The 24,180-nt window shown below is 67.7% G+C and carries 24 protein-coding genes; 11 read left to right on the forward strand and 13 right to left on the reverse strand.

Annotated elements, in window-relative coordinates; translation table 11 throughout:
* Nucleotides 1–142: 142 nt before the first annotated feature.
* Both tfpB and ACFPOE_RS13085 read right to left on the reverse strand, forming a co-directional pair.
* The gene (gene tfpB / locus ACFPOE_RS13080; protein WP_376850524.1) at nucleotides 143–1,933 is read right to left on the reverse strand and encodes a type IV pilus assembly ATPase TfpB; all 1,791 of its coding nucleotides are present in this window, start codon (nucleotides 1,931–1,933) and stop codon (nucleotides 143–145) included.
* Between the two features lie 17 nt (nucleotides 1,934–1,950).
* On the reverse strand, nucleotides 1,951–2,706 hold the full coding sequence (locus ACFPOE_RS13085) for a spermine/spermidine synthase domain-containing protein (RefSeq protein ID WP_376850525.1): 756 nt from the start codon (nucleotides 2,704–2,706) through the stop codon (nucleotides 1,951–1,953).
* A gap of 91 nt (nucleotides 2,707–2,797) precedes the next feature.
* Between ACFPOE_RS13085 and ACFPOE_RS13090 the strand changes: the two genes are divergently transcribed.
* Nucleotides 2,798–3,649, forward strand: a complete 852-nt coding sequence (locus ACFPOE_RS13090) for a mechanosensitive ion channel family protein (protein ID WP_376850526.1) — start codon at nucleotides 2,798–2,800, stop codon at nucleotides 3,647–3,649.
* Here ACFPOE_RS13090 and ACFPOE_RS13095 read toward each other — a convergent pair.
* Nucleotides 3,607–4,434, reverse strand: a complete 828-nt coding sequence (locus ACFPOE_RS13095; protein ID WP_376850527.1) for a TatD family hydrolase — start codon at nucleotides 4,432–4,434, stop codon at nucleotides 3,607–3,609. The two genes, ACFPOE_RS13090 and ACFPOE_RS13095, sit on opposite strands and share 43 nt — an antisense overlap.
* A gap of 92 nt (nucleotides 4,435–4,526) precedes the next feature.
* On the opposite strand from ACFPOE_RS13095, the gene ACFPOE_RS13100 reads away from it, so the two are divergent.
* Genes ACFPOE_RS13100 through ACFPOE_RS13115 form a run of 4 tightly spaced genes read left to right on the forward strand, consistent with a single transcriptional unit; the run spans nucleotide 4,527 to nucleotide 8,626 of the window.
* A complete protein-coding gene (locus ACFPOE_RS13100) occupies nucleotides 4,527–5,519 on the forward strand; it encodes a S1C family serine protease (protein WP_376850528.1) in 993 nt (330 codons plus the stop codon).
* Between the two features lie 21 nt (nucleotides 5,520–5,540).
* Nucleotides 5,541–6,548: an AAA family ATPase gene (locus ACFPOE_RS13105; protein WP_376850529.1), complete on the forward strand. Its 1,008-nt coding sequence runs from the start codon at nucleotides 5,541–5,543 to the stop codon at nucleotides 6,546–6,548.
* Nucleotides 6,529–7,569 carry a DUF58 domain-containing protein gene (locus tag ACFPOE_RS13110; RefSeq protein ID WP_376850530.1) on the forward strand — a complete coding sequence of 347 codons (1,041 nt, stop codon included), beginning with the start codon at nucleotides 6,529–6,531 and terminating at the stop codon, nucleotides 7,567–7,569. Before ACFPOE_RS13105 ends, ACFPOE_RS13110 begins: the two co-directional genes overlap by 20 nt.
* 16 nt (nucleotides 7,570–7,585) lie before the next feature.
* Nucleotides 7,586–8,626 (forward strand): VWA domain-containing protein, encoded by a 1,041-nt coding sequence (locus tag ACFPOE_RS13115; RefSeq protein ID WP_376850531.1) that lies wholly within the window; start codon nucleotides 7,586–7,588, stop codon nucleotides 8,624–8,626.
* A 49-nt stretch (nucleotides 8,627–8,675) separates the two neighbouring features.
* On the opposite strand, the gene ACFPOE_RS13120 is transcribed toward ACFPOE_RS13115, so the two are convergent.
* The gene (locus tag ACFPOE_RS13120; RefSeq protein ID WP_376850532.1) at nucleotides 8,676–9,107 is read right to left on the reverse strand and encodes a type 2 periplasmic-binding domain-containing protein; all 432 of its coding nucleotides are present in this window, start codon (nucleotides 9,105–9,107) and stop codon (nucleotides 8,676–8,678) included.
* A gap of 11 nt (nucleotides 9,108–9,118) precedes the next feature.
* A complete protein-coding gene (locus ACFPOE_RS13125) occupies nucleotides 9,119–10,342 on the reverse strand; it encodes a porin (protein WP_376850533.1) in 1,224 nt (407 codons plus the stop codon).
* A gap of 241 nt (nucleotides 10,343–10,583) precedes the next feature.
* Between ACFPOE_RS13125 and ACFPOE_RS13130 the strand changes: the two genes are divergently transcribed.
* Complete coding sequence (locus ACFPOE_RS13130; protein ID WP_376850534.1) at nucleotides 10,584–12,425, forward strand: ATP-binding protein; 1,842 nt, start codon at nucleotides 10,584–10,586, stop codon at nucleotides 12,423–12,425.
* A gap of 85 nt (nucleotides 12,426–12,510) precedes the next feature.
* Here the strand turns inward: ACFPOE_RS13130 and lolD are convergent, their stop codons facing one another.
* Both lolD and ACFPOE_RS13140 read right to left on the reverse strand, forming a co-directional pair.
* Nucleotides 12,511–13,221 (reverse strand): lipoprotein-releasing ABC transporter ATP-binding protein LolD, encoded by a 711-nt coding sequence (gene lolD / locus ACFPOE_RS13135; protein WP_376850535.1) that lies wholly within the window; start codon nucleotides 13,219–13,221, stop codon nucleotides 12,511–12,513.
* A 4-nt stretch (nucleotides 13,222–13,225) separates the two neighbouring features.
* A complete protein-coding gene (locus ACFPOE_RS13140) occupies nucleotides 13,226–14,482 on the reverse strand; it encodes a lipoprotein-releasing ABC transporter permease subunit (protein ID WP_376850536.1) in 1,257 nt (418 codons plus the stop codon).
* Nucleotides 14,483–14,532: 50 nt separating this feature from the next.
* On the opposite strand from ACFPOE_RS13140, the gene ACFPOE_RS13145 reads away from it, so the two are divergent.
* Nucleotides 14,533–15,486 (forward strand): phosphoglycerate mutase, encoded by a 954-nt coding sequence (locus tag ACFPOE_RS13145; protein WP_376850537.1) that lies wholly within the window; start codon nucleotides 14,533–14,535, stop codon nucleotides 15,484–15,486.
* Nucleotides 15,483–17,282 carry a single-stranded-DNA-specific exonuclease RecJ gene (gene recJ, locus ACFPOE_RS13150; RefSeq protein ID WP_376850538.1) on the forward strand — a complete coding sequence of 600 codons (1,800 nt, stop codon included), beginning with the start codon at nucleotides 15,483–15,485 and terminating at the stop codon, nucleotides 17,280–17,282. Before ACFPOE_RS13145 ends, recJ begins: the two co-directional genes overlap by 4 nt.
* A 166-nt stretch (nucleotides 17,283–17,448) precedes the next feature.
* On the opposite strand, the gene ACFPOE_RS13155 is transcribed toward recJ, so the two are convergent.
* Both ACFPOE_RS13155 and ACFPOE_RS13160 read right to left on the reverse strand, forming a co-directional pair.
* On the reverse strand, nucleotides 17,449–17,751 hold the full coding sequence (locus tag ACFPOE_RS13155) for a hypothetical protein (protein WP_376850539.1): 303 nt from the start codon (nucleotides 17,749–17,751) through the stop codon (nucleotides 17,449–17,451).
* A 187-nt stretch (nucleotides 17,752–17,938) separates the two neighbouring features.
* Nucleotides 17,939–18,289: a hypothetical protein gene (locus tag ACFPOE_RS13160; protein WP_376850540.1), complete on the reverse strand. Its 351-nt coding sequence runs from the start codon at nucleotides 18,287–18,289 to the stop codon at nucleotides 17,939–17,941.
* A gap of 127 nt (nucleotides 18,290–18,416) precedes the next feature.
* On the opposite strand from ACFPOE_RS13160, the gene ACFPOE_RS13165 reads away from it, so the two are divergent.
* From ACFPOE_RS13165 to ACFPOE_RS13175, 3 genes are read left to right on the forward strand one after another with little or no spacing between them, the layout of a single operon-like run.
* A complete protein-coding gene (locus ACFPOE_RS13165) occupies nucleotides 18,417–19,334 on the forward strand; it encodes a delta(1)-pyrroline-2-carboxylate reductase family protein (protein ID WP_376850541.1) in 918 nt (305 codons plus the stop codon).
* Nucleotides 19,331–20,086 carry a molybdate ABC transporter substrate-binding protein gene (locus ACFPOE_RS13170; protein ID WP_376850542.1) on the forward strand — a complete coding sequence of 252 codons (756 nt, stop codon included), beginning with the start codon at nucleotides 19,331–19,333 and terminating at the stop codon, nucleotides 20,084–20,086. The genes ACFPOE_RS13165 and ACFPOE_RS13170 overlap by 4 nt, the downstream gene beginning before the upstream one ends.
* A 16-nt stretch (nucleotides 20,087–20,102) precedes the next feature.
* A complete protein-coding gene (locus ACFPOE_RS13175; protein ID WP_376850543.1) occupies nucleotides 20,103–20,702 on the forward strand; it encodes a class I SAM-dependent methyltransferase in 600 nt (199 codons plus the stop codon).
* On the opposite strand, the gene ACFPOE_RS13180 is transcribed toward ACFPOE_RS13175, so the two are convergent.
* The 4 genes from ACFPOE_RS13180 to dcd all read right to left on the reverse strand — a co-directional run bounded on the left by ACFPOE_RS13180 (nucleotide 20,699) and on the right by dcd (nucleotide 24,099).
* Nucleotides 20,699–21,385, reverse strand: coding sequence for a type 1 glutamine amidotransferase domain-containing protein (locus ACFPOE_RS13180; protein ID WP_376850544.1), 687 nt, complete (start codon nucleotides 21,383–21,385; stop codon nucleotides 20,699–20,701). The two genes, ACFPOE_RS13175 and ACFPOE_RS13180, sit on opposite strands and share 4 nt — an antisense overlap.
* A gap of 97 nt (nucleotides 21,386–21,482) precedes the next feature.
* A complete protein-coding gene (locus tag ACFPOE_RS13185; protein WP_376850545.1) occupies nucleotides 21,483–22,118 on the reverse strand; it encodes a hypothetical protein in 636 nt (211 codons plus the stop codon).
* The gene (locus ACFPOE_RS13190; RefSeq protein WP_376850546.1) at nucleotides 22,115–23,527 is read right to left on the reverse strand and encodes an AAA family ATPase; all 1,413 of its coding nucleotides are present in this window, start codon (nucleotides 23,525–23,527) and stop codon (nucleotides 22,115–22,117) included. Before ACFPOE_RS13190 ends, ACFPOE_RS13185 begins: the two co-directional genes overlap by 4 nt.
* A gap of 5 nt (nucleotides 23,528–23,532) precedes the next feature.
* Nucleotides 23,533–24,099 (reverse strand): dCTP deaminase, encoded by a 567-nt coding sequence (gene dcd, locus ACFPOE_RS13195; protein ID WP_376850547.1) that lies wholly within the window; start codon nucleotides 24,097–24,099, stop codon nucleotides 23,533–23,535.
* Nucleotides 24,100–24,180 lie beyond the last annotated feature (81 nt).

The following is a 24,180-nucleotide window of genomic DNA, read 5'->3' on the forward strand; positions in this document are numbered from 1 at the left end:
GTCCCTGTTGTGGGTTCCACCTATAAACGGTCAGTTTGGGCTCAGAATCTGTCAGCCACGACTCAGATCGAGTCAGGTTGGGCTCGGCCTGGAGCCATGCGGCGGCGCCGCCGATGGCGGCGGCGGGCGGGAACATAGAGCCCTAATCCAGGGAAGGCGTGGTGGTGAGGACTTCGTCGAGGGTGGTGACACCCTCGGCCACGCGCAGGGCGCCGGCCAGGCGCAGCGGCCGCATGCCGTCGGCGATGGCCTGGCGCCGCAGGGCGTCGTTGGTGGCCCCCGAGGCGACCTTGTCCTTGAAGGCCTCGGTGACGGTGAGCAGCTCGTACAGGCCGGTGCGGCCCAGGAAGCCGGTCATGCGGCAGTCCACGCAGCCCACCGGCTTCATCGGCTTGTAGCTGCCGCTGATCTTCCAGGGCTTGATCACCTCGTCGATCGCGGCGCGGCCGTCGGTGGTGTCCCGCTCGCGGCACTGCTTGCACAGCGTGCGCACCAGCCGCTGCGCCAGCACGCCCAGCATGGTGGCGTTGATGAGGTAGGAGGGAACGCCCAGCTCCATCAGCCGCGTGATGGCCGAGGGCGCGTCGTTGGTGTGCAGCGTGGAGAACACCAGGTGGCCGGTCAGCGCCGCCTGCACCGCCATCTCGGCGGTCTGCAGGTCGCGGATCTCGCCGACCATGATGATGTCCGGGTCCTGCCGCATCAGCGCCCGCAGCCCCTCGGCGAAATTGAAGTCGAGCTGCGGCTGGACCTGGGTCTGGTTGAACGAGGGCTCGATCATCTCGATCGGGTCTTCCACCGTGCTGACGTTCACCTCCTCGGTGGCGACCCGCTTGAGCGTCGAGTACAGCGTGGTGGTCTTGCCCGAGCCGGTCGGCCCGGTCACCAGGATGATGCCGTGCGGGCGCTTGACCAGCGCCTCCCAGCGGGCCGAGTCGTGCTGGGAGAAGCCCAGCGCGTCCAGGTCCTTGACCGCGGTGTCCGGGTCGAAGATCCGCATCACCATCTTCTCGCCGAAGGCGGTGGGCAGGGTCGACAGCCGCATCTCGATCTCGTCGCCGCGCGGGTTGCGGGTCTTGATGCGGCCGTCCTGCGGCCGGCGCTTTTCCACCACGTCCATCCGCCCCAGCAGCTTGATGCGGGCCGTCATGGCGTTGAGCACGCCCATCGGCATCTGGTAGACCGGGTGCAGCAGGCCGTCGATGCGGAAGCGGATCACGCCCTGCTCGCGCCGCGGCTCCAGGTGGATGTCGCTGGCGCGCTGGTCGAAGGCGTAGGTCCACAGCCAGTCCACCACCTGCACCACGCTCTGGTCGTTGGCGTCCAGCTGCTTGTTGCTCTTGCCCAGTTCCACCAGCTGCTCGAAGCTGGCCGAGCCGGCGTTGCCGCCGGCCTTGACCGCGGCGCGCACCGACTTGGCCAGCGCGAAGAACTCCGCCGTGTAGCGGTGGATGTCCAGCGGATTGGCGACCACCCGGCGCACGCTGCGCTTGGACTGGCGCTCCACCTCGTCGATCCAGTCGGTGATGAAGGGCTCGGCGGTGGCCACCACCACCTCGCGCGTCGTCACCTGCACCGGCAGCACCCGGTGCCGCTCGGCATAGGCGGCGCTCATGGTGTCCGCCACCTTGCCGACGTCGACCTTGAGCGGGTCGATCCGCAGGTAATCCAGGCCGGCGCGGCCGGCCAGGTACTGGGTCAGCATCTCGATGTCCAGCGGCTTGCCGTCGCTCTGGCGCTCCATCGCCACCGACGCCAGCCGCACCAGCGGGTGCTGGGCGCTCTCGGCCTGCGAGCAGCGCGCCACCGTGCGGCGCGCTTCTTCCGGCGAAATGATGCCGTCCTGGCTCAGCCACTCCACCATGTTGCGCCAGTCGATCGGGCCCAGGTGCGGCGTTCTGGCGAGGGAGGTGGGGCTGGCGGCGGCGCGCATTTGAATGAGAGGCGGGATCAGGCGACGGGTTTGAAGACGCGCAGCCACTTCGGCGCGGGGAGTCCCCATCGAGTCTGGATGGTTTCGGCGCGTTCGGCAAGCACGCTGCGGACCGGGTGTTGCGCTTCGCGCAGGGCCAGCACGATGGTGTTGCCCTCGCGCGTCGGCTTGAAGGCCCAGACGCAATCGGCGCCGAAGGCGGCGACGATCTTCTTGAGGCTCTGCTCGTAGCTGGAGGAGCGGCCGAACAGGTTGACCGTCATGCAGCCGTCCTCGGTCAGCAGCCGCCGGCAGTCGGCGTAGAAGGCGGCGCTGTCCACCACCGGCGCGGCCGCCTCGTGGTCGTACAGGTCCACCTGCAGCGCGTCGACGGTGCCGCGCCAGTGCGCATGGGCCGCGACCTCGGCGGCGTCGCCCAGCACCACCGACAGCTTGTCGTCGTCGGCCGGCAGCTTGAACCAGAGCCGGCAGGCCGCAACCACCTGCGGGTTCAGCTCGATGGCGGTGGTCTTCATGCGCAGCTTGCGCCGGCAGAACTTGGTCAGCGAGGCGGCGCCCAGCCCCAGCTGCATCGCGTGGCGCTTGGAGACGCCGGCCGGATCGGTGAACAGCAGCCAGGCCATCATCCGCTGGATGTACTCCAGGTGGAGCTCGAACGGCTCGTCCAGCCGCATCGAGCCCTGGACCCAGTCGGTGCTGCCCAGGTGGAGATAGCGGATGTCGCCGTGGTCGGAAAAGCTGACATCGGGGAGTTGGGGCGCGGCGGCTTTCAAGGTGGGCGGATTATCCACGGCCGGGCAAGTCGCCCCACAAGCCATGCCCGCTGCGGCAGAATCGTCCGCTTGCCCGCAATGGAGTGACGCGATGGTCGACAAGGACGTGATCTGGACTTTTCTGAGCACGCAGGGGATGGATCTCGGCCTGAAGCTGCTTGGCGCCCTGGTGGTGTGGATCGTCGGCCGCTGGGTCATCCGCATCGCCCGCCGGCTGTTCGGCGCGGCGCTGCAGCGCGGCCACAAGATCGACCCCACGCTGACGGTCTACATGAGCGCTGTGATCGGCGTGGTGCTCAACGTGCTGCTGCTGCTGGTCATCCTGGACATCTTCGGCGTGCGCACCACCTCGTTCGCCGCGCTGCTGGCCGGCGCCGGCCTGGCGATCGGCACCGCCTGGGGCGGCCTGCTGACCCACTTCGCCGCCGGCGTGTTCCTGCAGGTGCTGCGGCCGTTCCGGGTCGGCGACCATGTCAGCGTCGGCGGCGTCAACGGCATCGTCAAGGAGATCGGCCTGTTCGGCACCACGCTGGTCACCGGCGACGGCATCACCGCGCTGGTGGGCAACAACAAGGTGCTCTCGGACAACATCCAGAACTTCAGCACGCTGCCCTCGCGGCGGGTCGACCTCACGGCCAAGGTGGACAACAGCGTCAACGTGCGCGAGGCGATGGACAAGCTGCGCGAGGCGGTGGCCAAGGTGCCCAACATCGCCAAGGAGCCGCGGCCGGACGTGGAGATCCTGCAGTTCACCCCCGAAGGCCCGCTGCTCGCGGTGCGGCCGTACGCCCATACCGACAACTACTGGCAGGTGTATTTCGACACCAACCGGGCCATCGCCGACACCTTCGCCGCCGCCGGCTACCCGGTGCCGGAAGTGCGCACCGCGCAGCGCATGATTCAGGACCCCCCGATCAGCGCCGCCAGCCCCGGCAAGGCCTGACAGGCATTGGCGGTGGTGGCCTGCGCCAGTTCGTCGACGGCCAAGCCGCGCAGCTGCGCCAGCACCGCAGCGATGCGCGGCAGTTCGGCCGGCTCGTTGCGGCCCTGCGGCTGGCCCTGATCGCGCTGCTGCGCAGTGGCATAGAGCCAGTGCGGCGGGATGTCGGGCGAATCGGTTTCCATCACCAGCGCGTCCAGCGGCAATGCCGCGGCCAGCCGCCGGATCTGCTGCGCCCGCTCGTAGGTGAGATTGCCGCCGAAACCCAGCTTGAAACCCAGGTCCAGGAACTGGCGCGCCTGCTGCTCGCTGCCGTTGAAGGCATGGGCGATGCCGGTGACGCCGGCGCCGCGCAGGCCCTTGAGCAGCCGGTCGGCCGAACGCCGCACATGCAGGATCACCGGCAGCCGGTGCTGGCGCGCCAGCGCCAGCTGCTGGCGGTAGAAGTGCTCCTGGCGCGCCGGGTCCAGGCCCGGCACGAAGAAGTCCAGCCCGATCTCGCCGACCGCCAGCAGGCGCGGATCGCCGCGGTGCTGCGCCAGCGCCCGATCGAGCGTCGTCAGGTCATCGTCAGCGGCAGTGCCGGTGCACAGCGGGTGGATGCCAAGAGCGTAGGCGTCGCCGTGGCGCTGCGCCAGCGCGCGCACGGTGTCGAAGTTGCCGACCTCCACGGCCGGCAGCACGCACAGTCCGACACCGGCCTCGCCCGCCCTGGCGCGGACCTGGTCGCGGTCCCGCGCGAACTCCGGCGCGTCCAGGTGGCAGTGGGTGTCGATCCATGGCGCCATGTCCCCTCGATGATGCCGCAAGCGCGTGCAGTGCCGCCGAAACCGTGATACCGTGCAATTCTCGTTTTCCCCGCAGTTTCATAGGTGAACGGATGCGCAGGCCAGCCCTTTACAGCTCCAGCCGCTCCGGCCGTGTCCCGCAGGCGCAGCCCGCCACCGACACAGCGCCGGCAGCCCCACCCGCGGGCGCCACCCGCACCTCCCGCATGTCCGCTTCCAGCCCCCGGTTGCTCTGGGCCGCCATCCTGTTGCTGGCGGCCCTGCTCGCCCTGAGCCTGTCGCTGGCGCTGCGCCCGGCCCAGCGTCGCCTGACGCAGGACGACATCAACGCCGCGGTGCTCAAGACCATGGAAACGCAGGTCATGCCGTCCGAATACGCGCGGGCCTACGACAAGATCAGCCCCTCGGTGGTGCGCGTCGTCAGCTACGTCAAGCGCAGCCGGCTGAAGAAGGATGAGCCGATCAAGAACGCGCGGCTGGCCCCGCGGCCCAAGTCGCTCGGTCCCGCGCAGCCCGGCACCCAGCCCGGCGCGGACGACGAAGACGTCGAGCAGGGCGTGGGCACCGGCGTGGTGATCATCGACAAGGGCGTGATCCTGACCAACCTGCACGTGGTCTCGGGCGCCGACCGCATCAAGGTGATCTTCTTCGACGGCATGGAATCGAGCGCCTCGATCAGCGGCGTGCAGCCGGAGAACGACCTGGCGGTGCTGCAGGCCAGCAAGATTCCCGACGACATGATCGCCGCCACCATGCGCTCCACCAGCGACCTGCTGCCCGGCGACAAGGTGCTGGCGGTGGGCTTCCCGTTCGGCATCGGCCCCTCGGCATCGGGCGGCATCGTGTCCGGCCTCAAGCGCGTGTTCCGCTCGCCCGAAGGCAAGCAGGAAATGAACAACCTGATCCAGTTCGACGCCGCCGCCAACCCCGGCAATTCCGGCGGCCCGCTGGTGACCATGGACGGCGAGGTGGTGGGCATCGTCACCGCCATCCTGAACCCGACCTCGGCCCGCACCTTCCTGGGCATCGGCTTCGCGGTGCCGATCGAGAACGCCGCCGCCGCCGCCGGCCTGCCCCCCTTCTGACACCACCTCAAGCCCTCCTCCATGAACGAAACCACCCGCCAGGACACCGCCACCGCGCAGCTGATGGAACAGATCCTCTACGAGGTCAAGCGGGTGGTGGTCGGGCAAGACCGCTTCCTGGAACGGGTGATGGTCGCGATGCTGGCGCAGGGCCACCTGCTGGTGGAGGGCGTTCCCGGCCTGGCCAAGACGCTGACCATCAAGACCCTGGCCAACACCATCCGCGGCCAGTTCAAGCGGATCCAGTTCACGCCCGACCTGGTGCCCTCGGACCTGGTGGGCACGCGCATCTACAACCAGAAGACCGGCGATTTCTCCACCGCGCTCGGCCCGGTGTTCACCAACCTGCTGCTGGCCGACGAAATCAACCGGGCGCCGGCCAAGGTGCAGAGCGCATTGCTCGAAGTGATGCAGGAGCGGCAGGTCACGATCGCCGGCGAGACCCACAAGGTGCCCAGCCCGTTCCTGGTGATGGCGACGCAGAACCCGATCGAGACCGAAGGCACCTATCCGCTGCCCGAGGCGCAGGTGGACCGCTTCATGATGAAGGTGCTGGTGGACTACCCGACCGACGAAGAGGAATTCGTGATCGTGGAGCGCGTCACCGGCCCGGCCGTCGCCGTCTCCTCGGTGGCCACCACCGAGCAGCTGGCCATGCTGCAGCAGGAATGCCGGCGCGTGTACGTGGACCCCTCGCTGGTGCAGTACGCGGTCAAGCTGGTCTCGGCCACCCGCACGCCGGAAAAGCACGGCCTGAAGGAACTGGGCAAGTACCTCAGCTTCGGCGCCAGCCCGCGCGCCACCATCAACCTCACCGAGGGCGCCCGGGCGCTGGCGATGATGCGCGGCCGCACCTATGCCCTGCCGGAAGACATGACCGACCTGGTGCCGGACGTGCTGCGGCACCGGCTGGTGCTGTCGTACGAGGCGCTGTCCGAAGGCCTGTCGGCCGACGCGCTGGTCGGCAAGATCATGAGCCGCATCGCCGCCCCGCCGCGGCCGCTGGAACATGAAAAACTGGCTGCGTAGAAGTCCCGTTCGCACTGAGCCCTTCGACAAGGCTCAGGACAGGCCTGTCGAAGTGCCCGCGGGGTCTTCGACAAGCTCAGACCGAACGGCATCTCAGTCGGAGAGCGCCGAGCACGTGCTGCGCCGGCTGGAATGGACGGTGATCCGCCGGCTGGACGGCCTGCTGCAGGGCGACTACCGCACGCTGCTGCGCGGCGCCGGGCTGGACCTGGCGGACCTGCGCGAATACCAGCACCACGACGACGTGCGCCACATCGACTGGAACGTCACCGCGCGCACCGGCGTGCCGCATGTGCGCGTGTTCACCGAAGACCGCGAGATGGCGGCGTGGTTCCTGCTGGACCTGAGCCCCTCGGTGGACTTCGGCTCGGGCGAGCAGCGCAAGCGCCAGGTCTCGTCCGAATTCGTCACCGTGCTGGCGCGGATGCTGACGCGCCACGGCAACCGGGTCGGCGCCATGCTGTACGGCGCGGGGGTGGACCACGTGCTGCCCACCCGCGGCGGGCGGCGCCACGTGCTGAACCTGCTCAACACGATGCGGGCGCGGCCGGCGGCGGTGGAAGCGGGCACGACCCGGCTGCACGAACTGCTGGAGTCGGCCGGCGCCATGCTCAAGCGCCGCTCCACCGTGTTCGTGGTGTCGGACTTCATCTCCGAGCCCGGCTGGGAAAAGCCGCTGGGCCAGCTGGCGCAGCGCCACGAGGTGGTGGCGGTGCGGTTGCTGGACCCGATGGAGCTGCAGCTGCCGGACCTGGGCCTGCTGACCATCCGCGACGCCGAGACCGGCGAGCAACTGCTGGTGGACACGCACGACGCCGGCTTTCGCAAGCGCTTTGCCAGCATCGCCGCCCAGCGCGAGGCGCAGCTGCGGGTGGCGCTGGTGCGCGCCGGCGTCGACGCGCTGGAACTGTCCACGGACGCCGACCTGGTGGAGGCGATCGTGCGCTTTACCGACATGCGCAAGCGCCGCTCGCGGCTGACTTCCGGCGGCCTGCCGGCGCACCTGAAGCAGGCTGCCTGAACCCAAGAGGCCCTCCATGTACTTCCAATGGCCTGAATTCCTGTGGCTGATGCTGGCGATGCCGCTGCTGGTGCTGCTGTACCTGTGGCTGCTGCGGCGCAAGAAGAAGACGGCGCTGCGCTACGCCTCGCTGTCGATCGTCAAGGAGGCGATGGGGCCGGGCCAGACCATCCGCCGCCACATCCCGCCGGCGCTGTTCCTGCTGGCGCTGATCGCGATGCTGCTGGCGGCCGCCCGGCCGATGGCGGTGATCACGCTGCCGTCCAACCAGCAGACCATCATCCTGGCGATGGACGTCTCGGGCAGCATGCGCGCCACCGACGTCCAGCCCAGCCGGCTGGTGGCCGCCCAGAACGCCGCCAAGGCCTTCCTGGCCGACCTGCCGCGCCACGTCAAGGTGGGCATCGTCGCCTTCGCCGGGTCGGCGCAGGTCGCGCAGCTGCCCACCATCAACCGGGAAGACCTGGTGACCGCGATCGACCGCTTCCAGCTGCAGCGCGCCACCGCCACCGGCAACGCCATCGTGATTTCGCTGGCCACGCTGTTCCCGGACGCCGGCATCGAACTGGAGTCGCTGCAGACCGGACGCGACCGGCAGCGCGGCTTCTCGCTGGACCAGGAAAGGAAGGAGCAGAAGCCGTTCACCCCGGTGGCGCCCGGCTCCTACGCCTCGGCGGCCATCATCATGCTGACCGACGGCCAGCGCACCACCGGCGTCGACCCGCTGGAAGCGGCCAAGCTGGCGGCCGACCGCGGCGTGCGCGTCTACACCGTGGGGATCGGCACGGTGGACGGCGAGACCATCGGCTTCGAGGGCTGGTCGATGCGGGTGCGGCTGGACGAGGAAACGCTCAAGGCGATCGCCGCCAAGACCAACGCCGAATACTTCTACGCCGGCAGCGCCCACGACCTGAAGAAGGTCTACAACACGCTCAGCTCGCGGTTGACGGTGGAGAAGAAGGAAACCGAGGTTTCCGGACTGCTCGCCCTCGCCGCCGCCGCGCTCTCGCTGCTGTCCGCCGGGCTGTCGCTGCTCTGGTTCAACCGGATCCTCTGAGGCCGGCGACCGGATCGCTGTCGTCCCGGGCGCGCCAGTCCCTGAGACTCTAGGGGACGAGCACCACCTTCACGCTGTCATCGACCATGCTGCGCTCGATGTAGCCCAGGGCATGCGTATTGTCGGCGACGCGCCTCTTCAATTCCGCGCCGTTCGCGACTTCCAGCGGCGGTTGCCCGCGTCCGGTGAAGATGATCTTTGCCCAATGGGCCTTGAGTTGCGAGGGGGACTTGCCGGTGAAGTTGAGGTAGAACTCGGCGCGCGCGGCGGTCCCCTCCGCCTGGTCGATCGGCACGGCCTGGCCGCCTTCGGGAAAGCGGCCGGTCTTGCCCAGGAAAATGTCCGCGATCTGGTTCTTGCTCATCGTGGCCACCGGGTTCCTGGCCGAGACCACGGGCACCACATCCGCTGCAGCCATGCCGGCGCACAGGCACAGGCCCCATCCAGTGACGACCAGCCCGGCGCGCTTGAGGTGCAACATGGTGGTCTTGCTCAGAAGACGACATCAACGCTGGCGCTGAACACGTTGAGCTGGCCGCCGGGCTGGAATCCCGGCTGCATGTTCCGCAACGCACCGGATGAGCCGGGGCCCAGGTGGGTGTGATCGAACTGCAGCTTGAGGGCGGCACTCTTGGCGAAATCCCAGCGTGCGCCGATGGAAACAGTGCTCTGAACGGGGGCGGACTGTGCCAAAGCCGCATTGAGGCCGCCGTTAAGGGCGGTGGCCGGCCCCGCCAGGGCGGGCGGCAGCCCTGCGACCGCCAGTCCCGGATCGGAGACCTTGCCCGCCCTCACCCGGGCATAGAGGACATAGGGCGTGAACTCCCCGAGCCGGTAGCCGCCGCTGGCATACCAGCCAACGCGCGTGCCCAGCACGGAGCTGCTCTCGCTACGGGCCCATTCGCTCATCACGAACCACTTGCCCGGATCGTAGCTGGCGCCGAGCCCGGCGAAGGAAAACGGCTTGCCGTTGGGATCGTATTGGTTGGCAATCGCGATCCCCTGCGGCCCGAACTGCCGGAAACCGCCGAACAGGGCATTGACCGACGACAGGTTCAGCCTGGCCTTCTGGTAGGTGATCCGCAGCAGCAGCGGACCGGATTCGGCGGTATTGGTGATGGACCATGCATCCCTGGCTGTGACCTCGTCGCCGCCGCCAACAAGTCTTGCGCTTCTCTGGCCGAGATTCACCTGCACGGTGTTCACCAGTTCGCCGAAATGGGCCTGGTACCTGGCCTCCACGCCATCGCTGGAGCTGAGCGGCACGAGCTCGTAGACTTCGGACGGCGGACGCACCCACGGGTACGTATAGGCGACCTTTCGGGTGTCGGAAAGAAGGAATGTGGGCAGCACGGCGCGCCCTGCGCGCACACTGAAATCCGGCGTGAGCTGGTACCTGATGTTTGCCCACTCCACGTGCGGCCGGTAGCTGTTGTCGTAGTTCTGCTCAGAGATGACCTGCAGAACGCCCGATAGCTGTGGCGTGAAATTGGCCGTGACTTGCGCGGCCACCCGGCTGTCAACGTCGGCGCTCCAGCTGCGGGTGAAACCGGCGCCGTTGGGTTTGAGGCTGCTTGAAACGAAGTCCGCGTTCTTCTCGCTCGAGTGGACCAGCCCCAGCGTTCCGAAACCGCTGAAGGAGAACATCGGCCTGGCTGGCTCGTCGGCGCGCGCGCCGGTGGCCAACAACGTTGCCGCGGCCAGGGCGGCCGGCACCAGCTTGCGTGGCAGGCGCCCACAGCAACTTCGCGCACCCCCTGGGTCCGCTTTCCGAATTGACATGAAGGGTCTCCGAGGAGTTCTGGATGCAGAGCCGGGCAACGTCAGCAATATGCGCGCTGGACCGCCGCAAGCCCTAGGCCATTTCCTGCGGCCCCACCGGCCGCTTGGCCTAAGCGGCGGGCGCAGCGCGGTGGTCTCATTGCACACCACTCACGCTTGCCTGGAAAGGCGGACCATGAACACTGGACCAGCCGCCTCCAGTTCCAAATCACCCAAGGGCCACCTGACAACGGCGGCGGCGGCACTCAAGCGCGCTTCGTATGCAAGGGCGCCGCGGCTCCTGTTTCCCGCCATCGCGGTTGTCGGATTGGCCCTGATCTGGGGGGTAACCCTCAACATGATCCGCGTGGAGCGCGCCGCCGCCGAGCGTGCCGCAGCGGTGGCCAGCCGCGAATTCGCCGAAACCTACGAAGGACAGGTGGTGCGCGCGCTGCGCGAAGTCGATCAAAGCCTGAAATTCATCAAGTACGCCCATGAACTCGGCGGTGGGCAGGACGTGCTGCACAAGCTGAAGGCTCGCAGCTTGCTGCCCCCGGACCTGTTGTTTGCCGTCAGTATCGCGGACAGCGCGGGCAACGTGGTGGCCAGCACCCGGGCCCCCGAGCTGCCCAATATCGCCGGCCAGAGCATCTTCCAGGAACAACGCCTGCACGACACCTTTGCGGTTGGCCCTGCGCGGCCCGGCAAGGAGCCGGGCGAATGGAAACTGCAATTCAGCCGGCGGTTGAACGCAGCGGGTGGCGGCTTTTCCGGCGTCGTGATGATCACGGTCGACGCCGCTTATTTCGTCAGCGTGTATGAAAGCTCCAGAATGGGTGCGCAGGGTGTTCTGGGCGTCCTGGGCACCGACGGCGTCTTTCGCGTCCGGCGCACCGGCGACACGTTGACGGCCGGCGACGCGGTCAACTATGCAGCGACGGTGCCCGTCGCGGATGACGCCCAGGGCGTAGCCACGCTGTCGACCAGCGCCTGGGATGGAGTGCAGCGCTATACCAGTGCACGCCAGCTCAATGATTTCCCGCTGGCCGTGGTCGTCGGGCTGTCGGCGGAAGAACAGCTGGCACAGACGCGGCAGAACATGGAAACCTACTCGTGGCGCGCCGTCCGGGCAAGCCTCCTGGTGATCCTGGTCGTTGCCTTGCTGGGCTACCTGAGCCGCCAGCTCCAGAAATCCCGCACCCAGTTGCTGTCCAACGCACGGCTGGCCGGCATGGCCGAAATCGCCACCAACGTCCTGCACAACGTGGGCAATGTTCTCAACAGCGTCAACGTCTCGGCAGGCGTGATCGATACCTGGTTGCGCACCTCCAAGCTCAAGGGGCTGGCACGCGCCGTGCACCTGATGGACGAGCATGGCGACGATCTGGGCGCATTCCTGGCGCATGACACCCGCGGCAAGCTGCTGCCCTCGTACCTGCGCGAGCTGGCCCCTGCGCTGGAACTCGAACACGAGGCCATGGCCGCGGAACTCGGGGCCCTCTGCAAGAGCGTGGACCATATCAAGGAAGTCATCGCCGCGCAGCAATCGCACGCGGGCAAGCCGCGTTTCATGGAGTTTGTGCGCTTGAGCGACCTGGTGGACGACGCCTTGCGCATGAACGCGAGTGCGTTGACGCGCCACAAGGTGGAGATCGTCAGGAACCTGGCCGAGTCGCCCGCGCTGCCGCTGGACCGCAACCGCTTGCTGCAGATCCTGGTGAACCTGATCGACAACGCCAAGCAGGCGCTGCGCGACGCGGCCGGCCGCACGCCGTGCATCACGCTCTCCGCAGTGCTCACGCCCGAGCATTCCCTGCGCATCACGGTGGCCGACAACGGCGAGGGCATTGCGCCGGAAAACCTTGCGCTCGTCTTTTCGCACGGCTTCACGACACGCAGCAACGGGCACGGCTTCGGCCTGCACAGCTGCGTCCTGGCTGCGCAGGAAATGGGCGGCAGCCTGACCGCCCGCAGCGCCGGGATCGGCCAGGGCGCGACCTTCACCCTGGAAGTTCCGATCGGCGCAACGCAGGGTTGATCAGGCAACGACACCCGACGATCGAGCGGCTGTGGCGCATCGATTGGTTCGTGGCGTCCCGGGTCGGCCCGGGACGACAGCCTCGCTACCCGAGCCGCCCCGACGTCAGCCGCAGTTGCCGCCCGCAGCGCGCCGCCAGCGTGTCGTCGTGCGTGACCAGCACGAAGGCCGTGCCCTGGTCGCGCGCCAGCTGCAGCATCAGGTCGAACACGCCGTCGGCAGTGCTGCGGTCCAGGTTGCCGGTGGGCTCGTCGGCCAGCACGCAGGCCGGCCGCGTCACCAGGGCCCGCGCGATCGCCACCCGCTGGCGCTCGCCGCCGGACAGTTCGGCCGGCCGGTGCCTGACGCGCTCGGCCAGGCCGACCGAAGCCAGCGTCTGCTGCGCCTGCGCGTGGCAGGCTTCGGTCGTCATCCGGCGGATGCGCAGCGGCATGCCGACGTTGTCCAGCGCGCTGAACTCCGGCAGCAGGTGATGGAACTGGTAGACGAAGCCCAGGTGCCGGTTGCGCAGCCGGCCCTGTTCGGCGGCCGACAGCCGCGACATCTCCTGCCCCATCAGCTGCACCGCGCCCGCGGTCGGCGCGTCGAGCCCGCCCAGCAGGTGCAGCAGCGTGCTCTTGCCGGAGCCCGAGGCCCCGACGATGGCCAGCGTCTCGCCGGCGCGCACCTGCAGGTCGATGCCGTGCAGCACCTCCACGTCCAGCGGCCCTTCGGTGAAGCGCTTGGTCAGGCCCTGGCACTGCAGGACGATGTCTCCATCGGCGAAGGGCCGCCCAGTGCCGGGCGCGGGAGTCATGCTTTCACTCATAGCGCAGCGCCTCGGCCGGATTGACGCGGCTGGCGCGCCAGCTCGGGTAGATGGTGGCCACGAAGGACAGCACCAGCGAGATGACGGCGATCGGCACGATGTCGGACTGCTGCGGCTCGCTGGGCATCCGGCTGATCAGGTAGATGTCCTTGGGCAGGAAGCTGGCGTTGAGCGCGTGCTCCAGCGCCGGCACGATCACGTCGATGTTCAGCGCGATGCCCAGCCCGAGCAGCAGCCCGGCCAGGGTGCCGATCACGCCCACCATCGCGCCCTGCACCACGAAGATGCCCATGATGCTGCCCGGGCTGGCGCCCAGCGTGCGCAGGATGGCGATGTCGGCGCGCTTGTCGGTGACGGTCATCACCAGCGTGCTCACCAGGTTGAAGGCGGCGACGGCGACGATCAGCGTCAGGATGATGAACATCATGCGTTTTTCCACCTGCACCGCGGCGAACCAGGTGCGGTTCTGGCGGGTCCAGTCCTTGATCAGCACCGGGCTGCTGATGGAAGCGGACAGCTCCTGCGCCACTTCGGGCGCCTGGTGCAGGTCCTTGAGCTTCAGGCGGATGCCGGTCGGCCCCTCCAGCCGGAAGATCTTCTGGGCGTCGTCCATGTGCATCAGCACCAGGCCGTTGTCGTATTCGTAGTGGCCGGAGTCGAAGGTGCCCACCACCGTCATCTGCTTGAGGCGCGGCACGATGCCGGCCGGCGTCACCTGGCCGCTGGGCGCGATCAGCGTCACCGGGTCGCCCTCGCGCACGCCCAGGTTGCGCGCCAGTTCGGCGCCCAGCACGATGTTGAATTCGCCCGGCACCAGTTTGCGCAGCGCCGACTGCTGCATGGTGGCGGCGATGTCCGTCACCTCGCTCTCGTGCGCCGGGTCGATGCCGCGCACCAGCGTGCCGCGCATGTCCTCGCCGCGCGCCAGCAGCGCCTGCGCGGCGACGAAGGGCGCCGCGCCGATCACCTGCGGGTTGCGGCGCGCTTCGGCCATGGTCTTGGGCAGGTCGTCCAGCACGCCGCCGCCGGGACCGTAGATCTCGATGTGCGACACCACGCCCAGCATGCGGTCGCGCACTTCCTTCTGGAAGCCGTTCATCACCGACAGCACGATGATCAGGGCGGCCACGCCCAGCGCGATGCCGAGCATCGAGACACCGGAGATGAAGGAAATGAAGCCGTTGCGGCGGGTGGAGCGGCCGGCCCGCGTGTAGCGCCAGCCCAGGGCCAGTTCGTAGGGAAGTCGCATGGAGCCGTCTTGTTGGGTCAGCGATTGTGGCATCCCGGACAATAGGGCCCATGTCAGACGGCGCCCACTTGTTGATCCCCTTCGCCGCGTCGCCGGCGCCGGGCTGCCGCGAGGCGCTGCAGCAGCTGCAGCTGCCCCAGTTGAAACGGCTGCTGCAGCGGCTCGCGCCGGGTCCGCTGGACGACGGCGACGAACGCGACCTGTCGCCGCCGCACGAGCGGGTGCTGGCCCGCGCCTGCGGGCTGTCGGCGCCCGACGGCGCGATCCCCTGGGCGGCGTGGCAGGTGCTGCAGGACGGCGGCGACCCGGCCGGCCAGGCCTGGGCCTGGATCACGCCCTGCCACTGGCACGTGGCGACCGACCACATCGTGATGAAGCATCCGCGCGAGCTGGGGCTGGACGGGGAAGATTCCAGCCTGCTGCTGGCCGCGATGCAGCCCTTCTTCGCCCAGGACGGCATCACGCTGGAATACCACGCGCCCACCCGCTGGCTGGCGCGCGGGGAGCTGTTCCGCGGGCTGGCGACCGCCTCGCTGGACCGGGTGCTGAACCGCGACATCGACGACTGGGTGCCGCGCGCCGCCGCCGCGGCGCCGCTGCGCCGGCTGCAGCAGGAGATGCAGATGCTGCTTTACACGCATCCGGTGAACGACGCGCGGGTGCGCGGCGGACTGCTGCCGGTCAACTCCTTCTGGGCCAGCGGCACCGGTGCGCTGCCGGCCGATCACCGGGCGGGGCCGCCGGCCGGCCTGCTGCTGCCCCACACGCTGCGCGATGCCGCGCTGCTGCAGGACTGGAGCGCCTGGAGCGCCGCCTGGCAGCAGGTGGACGCGGCCCAGTGCCGGCAGCTCAATGACAGCCTGGACCGCGGCGCTGCGGTGACACTGAGCCTGTGCGGCGAAGCGCGGGCGCGCAGCTGGTCGGGCCAGGCATCGGGCTGGTTGCGGCGGCTGCGCGGCGCCCTGGACCGCCAGCCCCTGACGACAATCTTCGAGACACTATGAAAATCCTGGTCAGGGACATCCCGCCGCGCGCCGCCTGGGCGCTGGAACAAGCCGGCATCCACCCGCTGCTGGCGCGCCTGTATGCGGCCCGCGGCGTGCTGGGCAAGGAGGAACTGGACGACGCCCTGGCGCGCCTGTTGCCGCCCTCGGGCATGAAGGGCACGCAGGAGGCGGCCGTGCTTCTTGCCGACGCGATCGCCGCCGGCAAGAGGCTGTGCATCGTGGCCGACTACGACTGCGACGGCGCCACCGCCTGCGCCGTGGCCGTGCGCGGCCTGCGGCTGCTGGGCGCGCAGCACGTCGGCTACATCGTGCCGGACCGGGTAGTGGACGGCTACGGCCTGACGGCGCCGATCGCGCAGCGGGTCAAGGACAGCGGCGCCGACATCCTGATCACGGTGGACAACGGCATCGCCAGCGTGGAGGGCGTGGCCAAGGCCAACGCGCTGGGCCTGCAGGTGCTGGTGACGGACCACCACCTGCCCGGCCCGCAGCTGCCCGACGCGGCCGTGATCGTCAATCCCAACCAGCCGGGATGCGGTTTCGAGAGCAAGTCGATCGCCGGGGTGGGCGTGATGTTCTACGTGCTGCTGGCGCTGCGCGCGGAGATGAGAAGGCGCGGATGCTTTTCCGTTCGGGCTGAGCCTGTCCTTCGACAAGCTCAGGACGATCGGGATTCGGGCACTTCGACCCTTCGACAAGCTCAGGACAGGCCAAGCTCACTGCGAACGGAGCCAAAGCTGGACTCGCTGCTCCCGCTGGTCGCCCTTGGCACGGTGGCCGACGTGGTCAAGCTCGATGCCAACAACCGCCGGCTGGTGGCGCAGGGCCTGAAGCGGGTGCGCGCCGGACAGTTTCCCTGCGGGCTGGCCAGCCTGTTCACGGCGGCGGCGCGGCAGGCCAAGGTGGCCACCACCTTCGACTTCGGCTTCGCGCTGGGGCCGCGCATCAACGCCGCCGGCCGCCTCTCGGACATGACGCTGGGCATCGAGTGCCTGCTGACCGACGACGCGGCGCGGGCCGACGAACTGGCGCGCACGCTGGACGGCATCAACCGCGAGCGGCGCGAGATCGAGGGCGACATGCGCGAGCAGGCGATGCTGATCGCCGAATCGCTGTTCGACGAAGGCGACGAGCCGCCGCCGGCGATCTGCGTGTTCGACCCCGACTTCCACGAGGGCGTGGTCGGCATCGTCGCCTCGCGCATCAAGGACAAGCTGCACCGCCCGACCTTCGTGTTCGCCGCCAGCCAGGCGCCCGGCAAGGAACACGAGCTCAAGGGCTCGGGCCGCTCGATCCCGGGCTTCCACCTGCGCGATGCGCTGGACCTGGTGGCCAAGCGCCATCCCGGCGTGCTGCTGCGCTTCGGGGGCCATGCGATGGCGGCCGGCTGCACCGTGGGCGAGGAGAACATCGACGTGTTCGAGCAGGCCCTGGGCCTGGTGGCGCAGGAGTGGCTGGACGCCGCCACGCTGTCGCGCCGGCTGGACACCGACGGCCCGCTGCTGCCGGAATACCGGCGGCCGGAGCTGGTGGACACGCTGCACCACGAGGTATGGGGCCAGGGCTTTGCGCCACCGGTGTTCAGCGAGGAAGTGGAAGTGCTGTCGCAGCGGCTGGTGGGCGAGAAGCACCTGGCGCTGAAGTTGAAGCACCAGGGAACGCCGGTGGACGGCATCTGGTTCGGCCGCACCGAGCCGCTGCCGGCGCGGGTGGTGCTGGCGTTCCGGCTCGACGCCGACGAATGGCAGGGGGTGCGGCGGGTGCGCTTCCTGGTGGAAGGCGCGGAAGTCTGACCTCTTGCGGGACAGACCTTCAGCTCTTGTCCCCAACTGATCAAGCTTGCGGGACAGACCTTCGGCTCCGTCCCCAACTGATCAAGCTTGCGGGACAGACCTTCGGCTCTGTCCCCAACTGATCAAGCTTGCGGGACAGGCCTTCAGCGCAGTCCCACTGACCAAGTTACGCGTGCAGGGCCGTACCCCAGCCGCGCGGATCATCGAAATAGGAGAACAGCCGCACCGCCACCGAGCGCAGGTGGTCGTCGGCCATGGCGTGGGCCCGGGCCAGCTGCCACATCGCGTATTCGCGGTCGCCCAGCATCATGTCGGCGCTGACGCAGCGGCCCTGGCCGGCCATCAGCAGCGTGAAGGTGCCGAGCAGGTCGGTCGGACAGTAGCGCGAGGCATCCGGCTCCACATAGTCGTCCGAGGCGTCGATCGACGTGTCGGTGCGCTGGGCGGTGGCTTGGTAGGCTTGGTACATGGAGGTCTCCCTGTCCTTGATGCTGTGAAGTGATCGTAGGCGGGGCCGCGGGCGCATCCAGTCGGCGGCCAGGCCCTGATACTGTCGGACACATGCTCAGCACGGGTGCGCGAAAGCGGAAGCCGCACGCAGGCAAAAAAAAACGGGGTGACTGCGCACCCCGAACTATGGAGAGGGGAAAGCCGCTTCAGTGAAACACGTAGCTCACCGGCACCACGCTGCCCAGGACGGCCTGGGCCGGCCGCACGTGCGGCATGTCGCGCGAGGCCAGCGAGCCGGCATCGTCGGCGGCGCTGCGGCTGCCGGCCGCGTGGCGCACGCAGCTGGAAATCGTGGAGCTGTTCATGTAATCGAGGCAATCGGTCAGCGCGTTGCGCTGTTCCACCGCGACGCTTTCGCGCGCGTGGGCCCGGTCGACCTGGCTGGAGCAAAGCTTGTAGAACGCCACCATCTGCAGCAGCGCCAGCACGCAGACACCGGCCCACACCAGCTTGGCCCAAGGGGACTGGTTGATCTGGTTCAGGGTGCGGGACAACATGGCAGCGGCTCCTTGGGGTGTTGGGTCGATGCTAGGACCGGCCCCTGGGGCAAGCTAGCGCCAATGCCCCGTCGTCGCGTAGGACAGAATCGCGGCTGGGCCGCACTTGCGGCGACTCGACCGCTCCATGACCACCCTGCTTGCCGCCAGCCAGACCGCCGCCCTGCTGCCCTACCCGGCGCTGGCGCGGGAGATCGCCGCCCTGCTGGCCGACGCCTTGGTGCGGGTGCCGGCGCGGCTGGTGCAGGCGCTGCCGGGCGGCGCCAGCCTGTTCGTGATGCCGGCCTTCGACGCCCGGCTGGCGATCGCCAAGCTGATCACCTTCACGCCCGCCAATGCCGGCAGCGGCCGGCCGGCGATCCAGGGCGACGTGCTGGTGTTCGACGTCGCCAGCGGCGCGCGCCGGCTGCAGCTGGACGGACCGACGGTGACGGCGCGGCGGACGGCGGCGGTGTCGCTGCTGGCGGCGCAGCGGCTGGCGCCCGGCAACGCCGGCCCGCTGCTGGTGGTCGGCGCCGGCGCGCAGGGCCGCGCGCACCTGGAAGCATTCGCCCAGGGCCTGGGCATCCGCGAGGTGCGGATCGCATCGCGCAGCGCCGCCAGTGCCAGCGCGCTGGCGGCGCACGCCCGCACACTGGGGCTGCAGGCGAGCGTGGCCGACGATCCGGAGCGCCAGCTGGCCGACTGCCCCCTGGCCGTGACCTGCACGCCGGCCGCCGGCGTGGTGCTGCGGGGCCGGCTGCGCGACGACGCATTCGTCGCCGCCGTCGGCGCCTTCACCCCGGCGATGGTGGAACTGGCGCCGCAGCTGTGCCGCGACGTCGCCGCGCGCGGCACCATCGTCGTCGACACCCCCGATGCGCAGCACGAAGCGGGCGACCTGCTGCAGGCGGGGCTGGACGTGGCACGCTTGCCGGATCTGCGGGCGGTGGTGCTGGGCCCGGCCCGCCCGTCCCCGGGTCCGGTCCTGTTCAAGAGCTGCGGCTGGGCCGGCTGGGACCTGGCCGCCGCCCGCTGCGCCGTCGATCAATTGGAGCAATCATGAAAACTCGCCTTTCCTGGATGGTTTGCCTGGCCCTGGCCCTGGGCGCCCCCGCAGCCGCACTCGCCGACGAGGTGTGCGTGCTGGCGGCCGGCGCGGCCAAAGCGGCATTGGAGAAGATCGGCCCGGAGTTCCAGCGCGCCACCGGCCACACGGTGGCGGCGGCGTACGACACCGTGGGCGCCCAGCGCGACCGGGTGCTGCACGGCCAGCAGTGCGACCTCGTCGTCCTGAGCGACGGCGCGATCGCGCAGCTCGCCAGCGCCGGCCGCCTGACCGGCGAACAGCGCCAGTTCATCGGCAGCGTGGCGGTCTCGCTGGCCGTGCCCGCCGGCGCGCCGGTGCCGGACATCTCGACCCCGGAGGCATTGAAGCAGGCGCTGCAGCAGGCGCCGTCGATCGCCTATGCCGATCCGGCCCGCGGCGCGACTGCCGGCACCCACTTCGACAAGGTGCTGGTGCAGCTGGGCCTGCGCTCGGCGCTGCAGCCGAAGCTGCACCTGCTGCCCTTCGGCGTGGACGTGATCAAGGATGTCGCGGCCGGCAAGTTCGCGCTCGGCGTGAGCCAGTCCAGCGAGATCCTGCAGCACGAAGGCATCGCGATGGCCGGCCCGCTGCCACCGCCTTATGCACTGACCACCGGCTATTCGGCCGCCGTCACCAGCCACAAGCCGGCGGCGCAGTTGCTGCTGCAGTTCATGGCGACGCCGGCGGCGGCGGCGCAGTTCCGCGCCACCGGCTTCCTGGCACCCTGACCGCTGGGAGAGGCCCATGAGTTCCAAGAGCGTCGAATTCTTCGATCAGCAGTTCCGCCGCCAGCTGCAGCAGGGCGGTGCCGAGCTCAACCCGTTCGAGCTGGCCGCCCTGCCCTATCTGCAGGGCCGGGTGCTGGACTTCGGCTGCGGCCTGGGCAACCTGGCTGTCGCCGCCGCACGGCGCGGCTGCCAGGTCGTGGCGCTGGACGCCAGCCCTGCCGCCATCGGCCACCTGCGCGCCGTGGCGGGGGCCGGCCAGCTGCCGATCGAGGCCATCGAAGCGGACCTGCGCAGCTATGCGCTGGCGGAGGACTTCGACACCGTGGTGTCGATCGGCCTGCTGATGTTCTTCGACTGCCCGACGGCCCTGCGCCAGCTCGCCAGCCTGCAGGCGCACGTGCGCCCGGGTGGAATCGCCGTCGTCAACGTGCTGGTCGAAGGAACGACCTACATGGACATGTTCGACGCCGGCGGCCACTGCCTGTTCGAGCGCGACGCGCTGCAACGCCGGTTCGAGGGCTGGGACCTGCTGCTGTGCGAGCAGCAGGATTTCCCGGCGCCGGATGACCGCATCAAGTCCTTCGTCACGCTGGTCGCGCGCCGGCCCGCGGCCTAGCGCTTGCGCGCGAGCAGCTCCAGCAGCGCCTTGGCCGCGCCTTCGGACGACGCCGGGTTCTGGCCGGTGATCAGGATGCCGTCGGTCAGCACGTAGGACTGCCAGTCGCCGCCCTTCGAATAGTTGCCGCCCTTGCTCTTGAGCATGTCCTCCACCAGGAAGGGCACCACCGCCGTCAGGCCGGCCGCTTCCTCCTCGGTGTTGGTGAAGCCGGTCACCTTCTTGCCCGCCACCAGCGGCTTGCCGTCCGGGCCCTTGGCGTCGCGCAGCACCGCCGGCGCATGGCAGACCGCCGCCACCGGCTTGCCGGCCGCCTGCATCGCCTCGATCAGCGCGATCGAGGATTTGTCGCCGGCCAGGTCCCACAGCGGCCCGTGGCCGCCGGGATAGAACACCGCGTCGAACTCGGTGGCGGCGACGTCGGCCAGCTTCCTGGTGCTTGCCAGTTCCGCCTGCGCCGCCTTGTCCTGCTTGAAGCGGCGGGTGGCGTCGGTCTGGGCGTCGGCGGCGTCGCTCTTGGGGTCCAGCGGCGGCTGGCCGCCGTGGGGCGAAGCCAGGGTGACCTTGGCGCCGGCGTCCTTCAGGACGTAGTAGGGGGCGGCGAATTCTTCCAGCCAGAAACCGGTTTTCTTGCCGGTGTCGCCGAGTTGGTCGTGCGAGGTCAGGACCATGAGGACGTTCATTTGCGCTTTCGTCGGATCGTTGAGAGGGCAACTAGGGTACACCCGCAGCAACGATCCGTGGGGCGCGCCGAGTCAAACGAGCTGAGCGAAATCTCGTTCAGACTTCCAGCAGGTTGTGAGCAACGAGCTGCGCACGCAATGCATTCACCATAGCGTCAAAAGCGGCTATCCCTTCGAGATAGGAAAAATCCGAAATCAACTCCGCGATGCGATATCTGGCGGCGTGCGGACTGAATTTAGCTAAGCGGCGTCCATGCAGCTCTGTAGCTGCCTTAAGCAGAGCAAACAAGGTCTGTTTAGGATTGGGATTCGTTGCCCACTGAGCTCGAGCCGGCAATACCAGGTTAACCGCCCCATGCAAGTTACCTGCCGCACGGCGAATTGCTACTTCATCGGCTAACAGCCAAGCCTCAAGCATTCTGACAGGGACGACAGGCACGGCACCCATTCCTTGCAAAGGGGCAGCCGCGGCAATAACTTCGTCAACCCTGTCTTGGTGCGGCATGGCCTCCGCGTCTCTGTGGATTAACAGTATGTCACAAGGATAAAGGGCATGCGCACGCAGAAGGCGCTCCTGCAGCCCCGCGCTCATGGGAGGAAGGCCCGTATTGGCAATATTTATCTGAAACGCGTATTGAATCTGCAATCGATGTTGCAGTACCCATTCAACGACTGGAACTAACGCTCGATCGGAACTTCCATCAGAAACAAGCGTGAAGACAATCGTTTTCACTCTAGAAACTCAAGTGGCTGTTGGGCCCATTCGCCGATCGTTTCAGAGCCGACCTCAGTTTCGTTCATCGTCGCGACGGAACTAACCGTCTCAAGATAGTCGATCAACATACCGCGCGTAACCGGCGGAGCCTTGATGCCTTCAGTCGTAAGCGAGGCACGCCAAGTTCCTTCCAAAGACCCAAACGTCGTTGCAGTCGCCGATCCGACTCGTACGAGAGTAGCAACAATCAGTTCCTCCACCGCTAATGCAGTGACGACACGAGGGGAGTGAGTGTTGACGATTACTTGTCTTAGCGGATTCCCCTCGCCCACCGGAACCGATGTGTCAACCGCAATCCCTTTTAGCAATTCAACTATTGCGGGAATGCGGGCAGGATGTATGCCGTTTTCCGGCTCTTCCATGCAAATGACGCCCATGGAGGTTTCATCAGCGGCAAGAACCGATAGGGCGAGAAATCGCAACGTTCCATCAGAAAGAGATCTAGCCGGGTACTCACCGCCAAACCTTGTTTTTAGGTACAGGGTCTTTGAACGTCGCGATTCGTCCAAATCCACGCGTATCCCTCCGACATCCGGAAGCAGATTCGCCAAAGTATTGGCGACGGCGTCGTAACGGCCCAGCCGATGAAGTGTAGCGGGAAGATGCGCGCCATCAGAATCAAGCCTGGAAGGCGCGTCAAAGTCATCGGGTTGACGCAACTTGGAAGGTTCTAACTGCAATTGCGCCCAATTCTGCATTTCTCGTCGCGCGGCAAGCGCCGTTGGCTTGTCTTCAGTGTTCACCGTGCTTAGGACCGTACGTGGCGTGGAGCGCGCCGGCACTCGCGAGGGCGGACCTTGAACCCGGTCCTGTCGCAAAAGTATTACTGAGTCTCCTCCATCTCGCACCTCTGTACTTATGTACTCGCTTCGCTTACTCCCTCCTAATACCGAATCCAAAAAGGCACGCGAGGTAAGAAACCCAAGCCTGCGTTTGGCGTCAGATTTGGGAACGTAGGTCAACTCTTCTTTGAAAATTTCAATGCGTTCGCTGCCGGTCGTTTCAGACAAGAATCTCAATCCAACAATGTAAGTAAGAAAGGTTGAACTTGGCACTGCCTCACGGTCAAAGTCGTCCCTGACAACTTTCGGAACAAGGAAATCGGCTTCAAGCAACATTTCCCTTGCAGTACCTTCCGGCGTTGCCGCGAAAAGTTCCACCAAACTCCCACTCGTGCGCCCTGTACGCCTTACTCGATGAGCGGCTTCGATAATTGGATAGGTGGCAAGGTCGCTCAAAAATGCAATCGCATCAAATAGATTTGATTTGCCCGCACCGTTCGGTCCAGCCACACACGTGAACGGACCAAACCTCACCTCACAATCAATGAGATTCTTGAACCCTTTGAGGCGCAGTCTCGTGAGCATGATTGTCAGGCCCTGGGCAGCGTCACGCCCCGCTGGCCCTGGTACTTGCCGCCGCGGTCCTTGTAGCTGGTCTCGCAGACCTCGTCGCTCTCGAAGAACAGCACCTGGGCGCAGCCCTCGCCGGCATAGATCTTGGCCGGCAGCGGCGTGGTGTTGGAGAACTCCAGCGTCACGTAGCCTTCCCACTCCGGCTCGAAGGGCGTCACGTTGACGATGATGCCGCAGCGCGCATAGGTGCTCTTGCCCAGGCAGATGGTCAGCACGTTGCGCGGGATGCGGAAGTACTCCAGCGTGCGGGCCAGCGCGAAGCTGTTGGGCGGGATGATGCAGACGTCGTCGTGGAAGTCCACGAAGCTCTTCTCGTCGAAGTTCTTCGGGTCCACCACCGTGCTGTGGATGTTGGTGAACACCTTGAACTCGGGCGCGCAGCGGATGTCGTAGCCGTAGCTGGACGTGCCATAGCTGATGACGCGCCGGCCCTCCACCTCGCGCACCTGCTGCGGCTCGAAAGGCTCGATGAGGCCGTGCTGCTCGCACATCCTGCGGATCCACTTGTCGCTCTTGATCGTCATGTTCTGCTCCTGGCAGGCCATTCTAGTGAAGGGCCAGGTCGCCTTCCCCGGGGCGCCAAGGTCTGGATGCCGGGGCGAGCC

It is taken from the genome of Caenimonas terrae (assembly GCF_042655405.1).
Taxonomy (GTDB): Bacteria; Pseudomonadota; Gammaproteobacteria; order Burkholderiales; family Burkholderiaceae_C; genus Ramlibacter; species Ramlibacter terrae_A.

Bases quoted from the DNA above. Each gene is read 5' to 3' on its own strand.
- ACFPOE_RS13145 (WP_376850537.1), top strand. From the start codon at position 14,533: ATGTCAGACGGCGCCCACTTGTTGATCCCCTTCGCCGCGTCGCCGGCG.
- ACFPOE_RS13140 (WP_376850536.1), bottom strand. From the start codon at position 14,482: ATGCGACTTCCCTACGAACTGGCCCTGGGCTGGCGCTACACGCGGGCC.
- ACFPOE_RS13180 (WP_376850544.1), bottom strand. From the start codon at position 21,385: ATGAACGTCCTCATGGTCCTGACCTCGCACGACCAACTCGGCGACACC.
- ACFPOE_RS13160 (WP_376850540.1), bottom strand. From the start codon at position 18,289: ATGTTGTCCCGCACCCTGAACCAGATCAACCAGTCCCCTTGGGCCAAG.
- ACFPOE_RS13165 (WP_376850541.1), top strand. From the start codon at position 18,417: ATGACCACCCTGCTTGCCGCCAGCCAGACCGCCGCCCTGCTGCCCTAC.
- ACFPOE_RS13155 (WP_376850539.1), bottom strand. From the start codon at position 17,751: ATGTACCAAGCCTACCAAGCCACCGCCCAGCGCACCGACACGTCGATC.
- lolD (WP_376850535.1), bottom strand. From the start codon at position 13,221: ATGACTCCCGCGCCCGGCACTGGGCGGCCCTTCGCCGATGGAGACATC.
- tfpB (WP_376850524.1), bottom strand. From the start codon at position 1,933: ATGCGCGCCGCCGCCAGCCCCACCTCCCTCGCCAGAACGCCGCACCTG.
- ACFPOE_RS13105 (WP_376850529.1), top strand. From the start codon at position 5,541: ATGAACGAAACCACCCGCCAGGACACCGCCACCGCGCAGCTGATGGAA.
- ACFPOE_RS13100 (WP_376850528.1), top strand. From the start codon at position 4,527: ATGCGCAGGCCAGCCCTTTACAGCTCCAGCCGCTCCGGCCGTGTCCCG.
- ACFPOE_RS13095 (WP_376850527.1), bottom strand. From the start codon at position 4,434: ATGGCGCCATGGATCGACACCCACTGCCACCTGGACGCGCCGGAGTTC.
- ACFPOE_RS13110 (WP_376850530.1), top strand. From the start codon at position 6,529: ATGAAAAACTGGCTGCGTAGAAGTCCCGTTCGCACTGAGCCCTTCGAC.
- ACFPOE_RS13170 (WP_376850542.1), top strand. From the start codon at position 19,331: ATGAAAACTCGCCTTTCCTGGATGGTTTGCCTGGCCCTGGCCCTGGGC.
- dcd (WP_376850547.1), bottom strand. From the start codon at position 24,099: ATGACGATCAAGAGCGACAAGTGGATCCGCAGGATGTGCGAGCAGCAC.
- ACFPOE_RS13120 (WP_376850532.1), bottom strand. From the start codon at position 9,107: ATGTTGCACCTCAAGCGCGCCGGGCTGGTCGTCACTGGATGGGGCCTG.
- recJ (WP_376850538.1), top strand. From the start codon at position 15,483: ATGAAAATCCTGGTCAGGGACATCCCGCCGCGCGCCGCCTGGGCGCTG.
- ACFPOE_RS13130 (WP_376850534.1), top strand. From the start codon at position 10,584: ATGAACACTGGACCAGCCGCCTCCAGTTCCAAATCACCCAAGGGCCAC.
- ACFPOE_RS13115 (WP_376850531.1), top strand. From the start codon at position 7,586: ATGTACTTCCAATGGCCTGAATTCCTGTGGCTGATGCTGGCGATGCCG.
- ACFPOE_RS13175 (WP_376850543.1), top strand. From the start codon at position 20,103: ATGAGTTCCAAGAGCGTCGAATTCTTCGATCAGCAGTTCCGCCGCCAG.
- ACFPOE_RS13090 (WP_376850526.1), top strand. From the start codon at position 2,798: ATGGTCGACAAGGACGTGATCTGGACTTTTCTGAGCACGCAGGGGATG.
- ACFPOE_RS13190 (WP_376850546.1), bottom strand. From the start codon at position 23,527: ATGCTCACGAGACTGCGCCTCAAAGGGTTCAAGAATCTCATTGATTGT.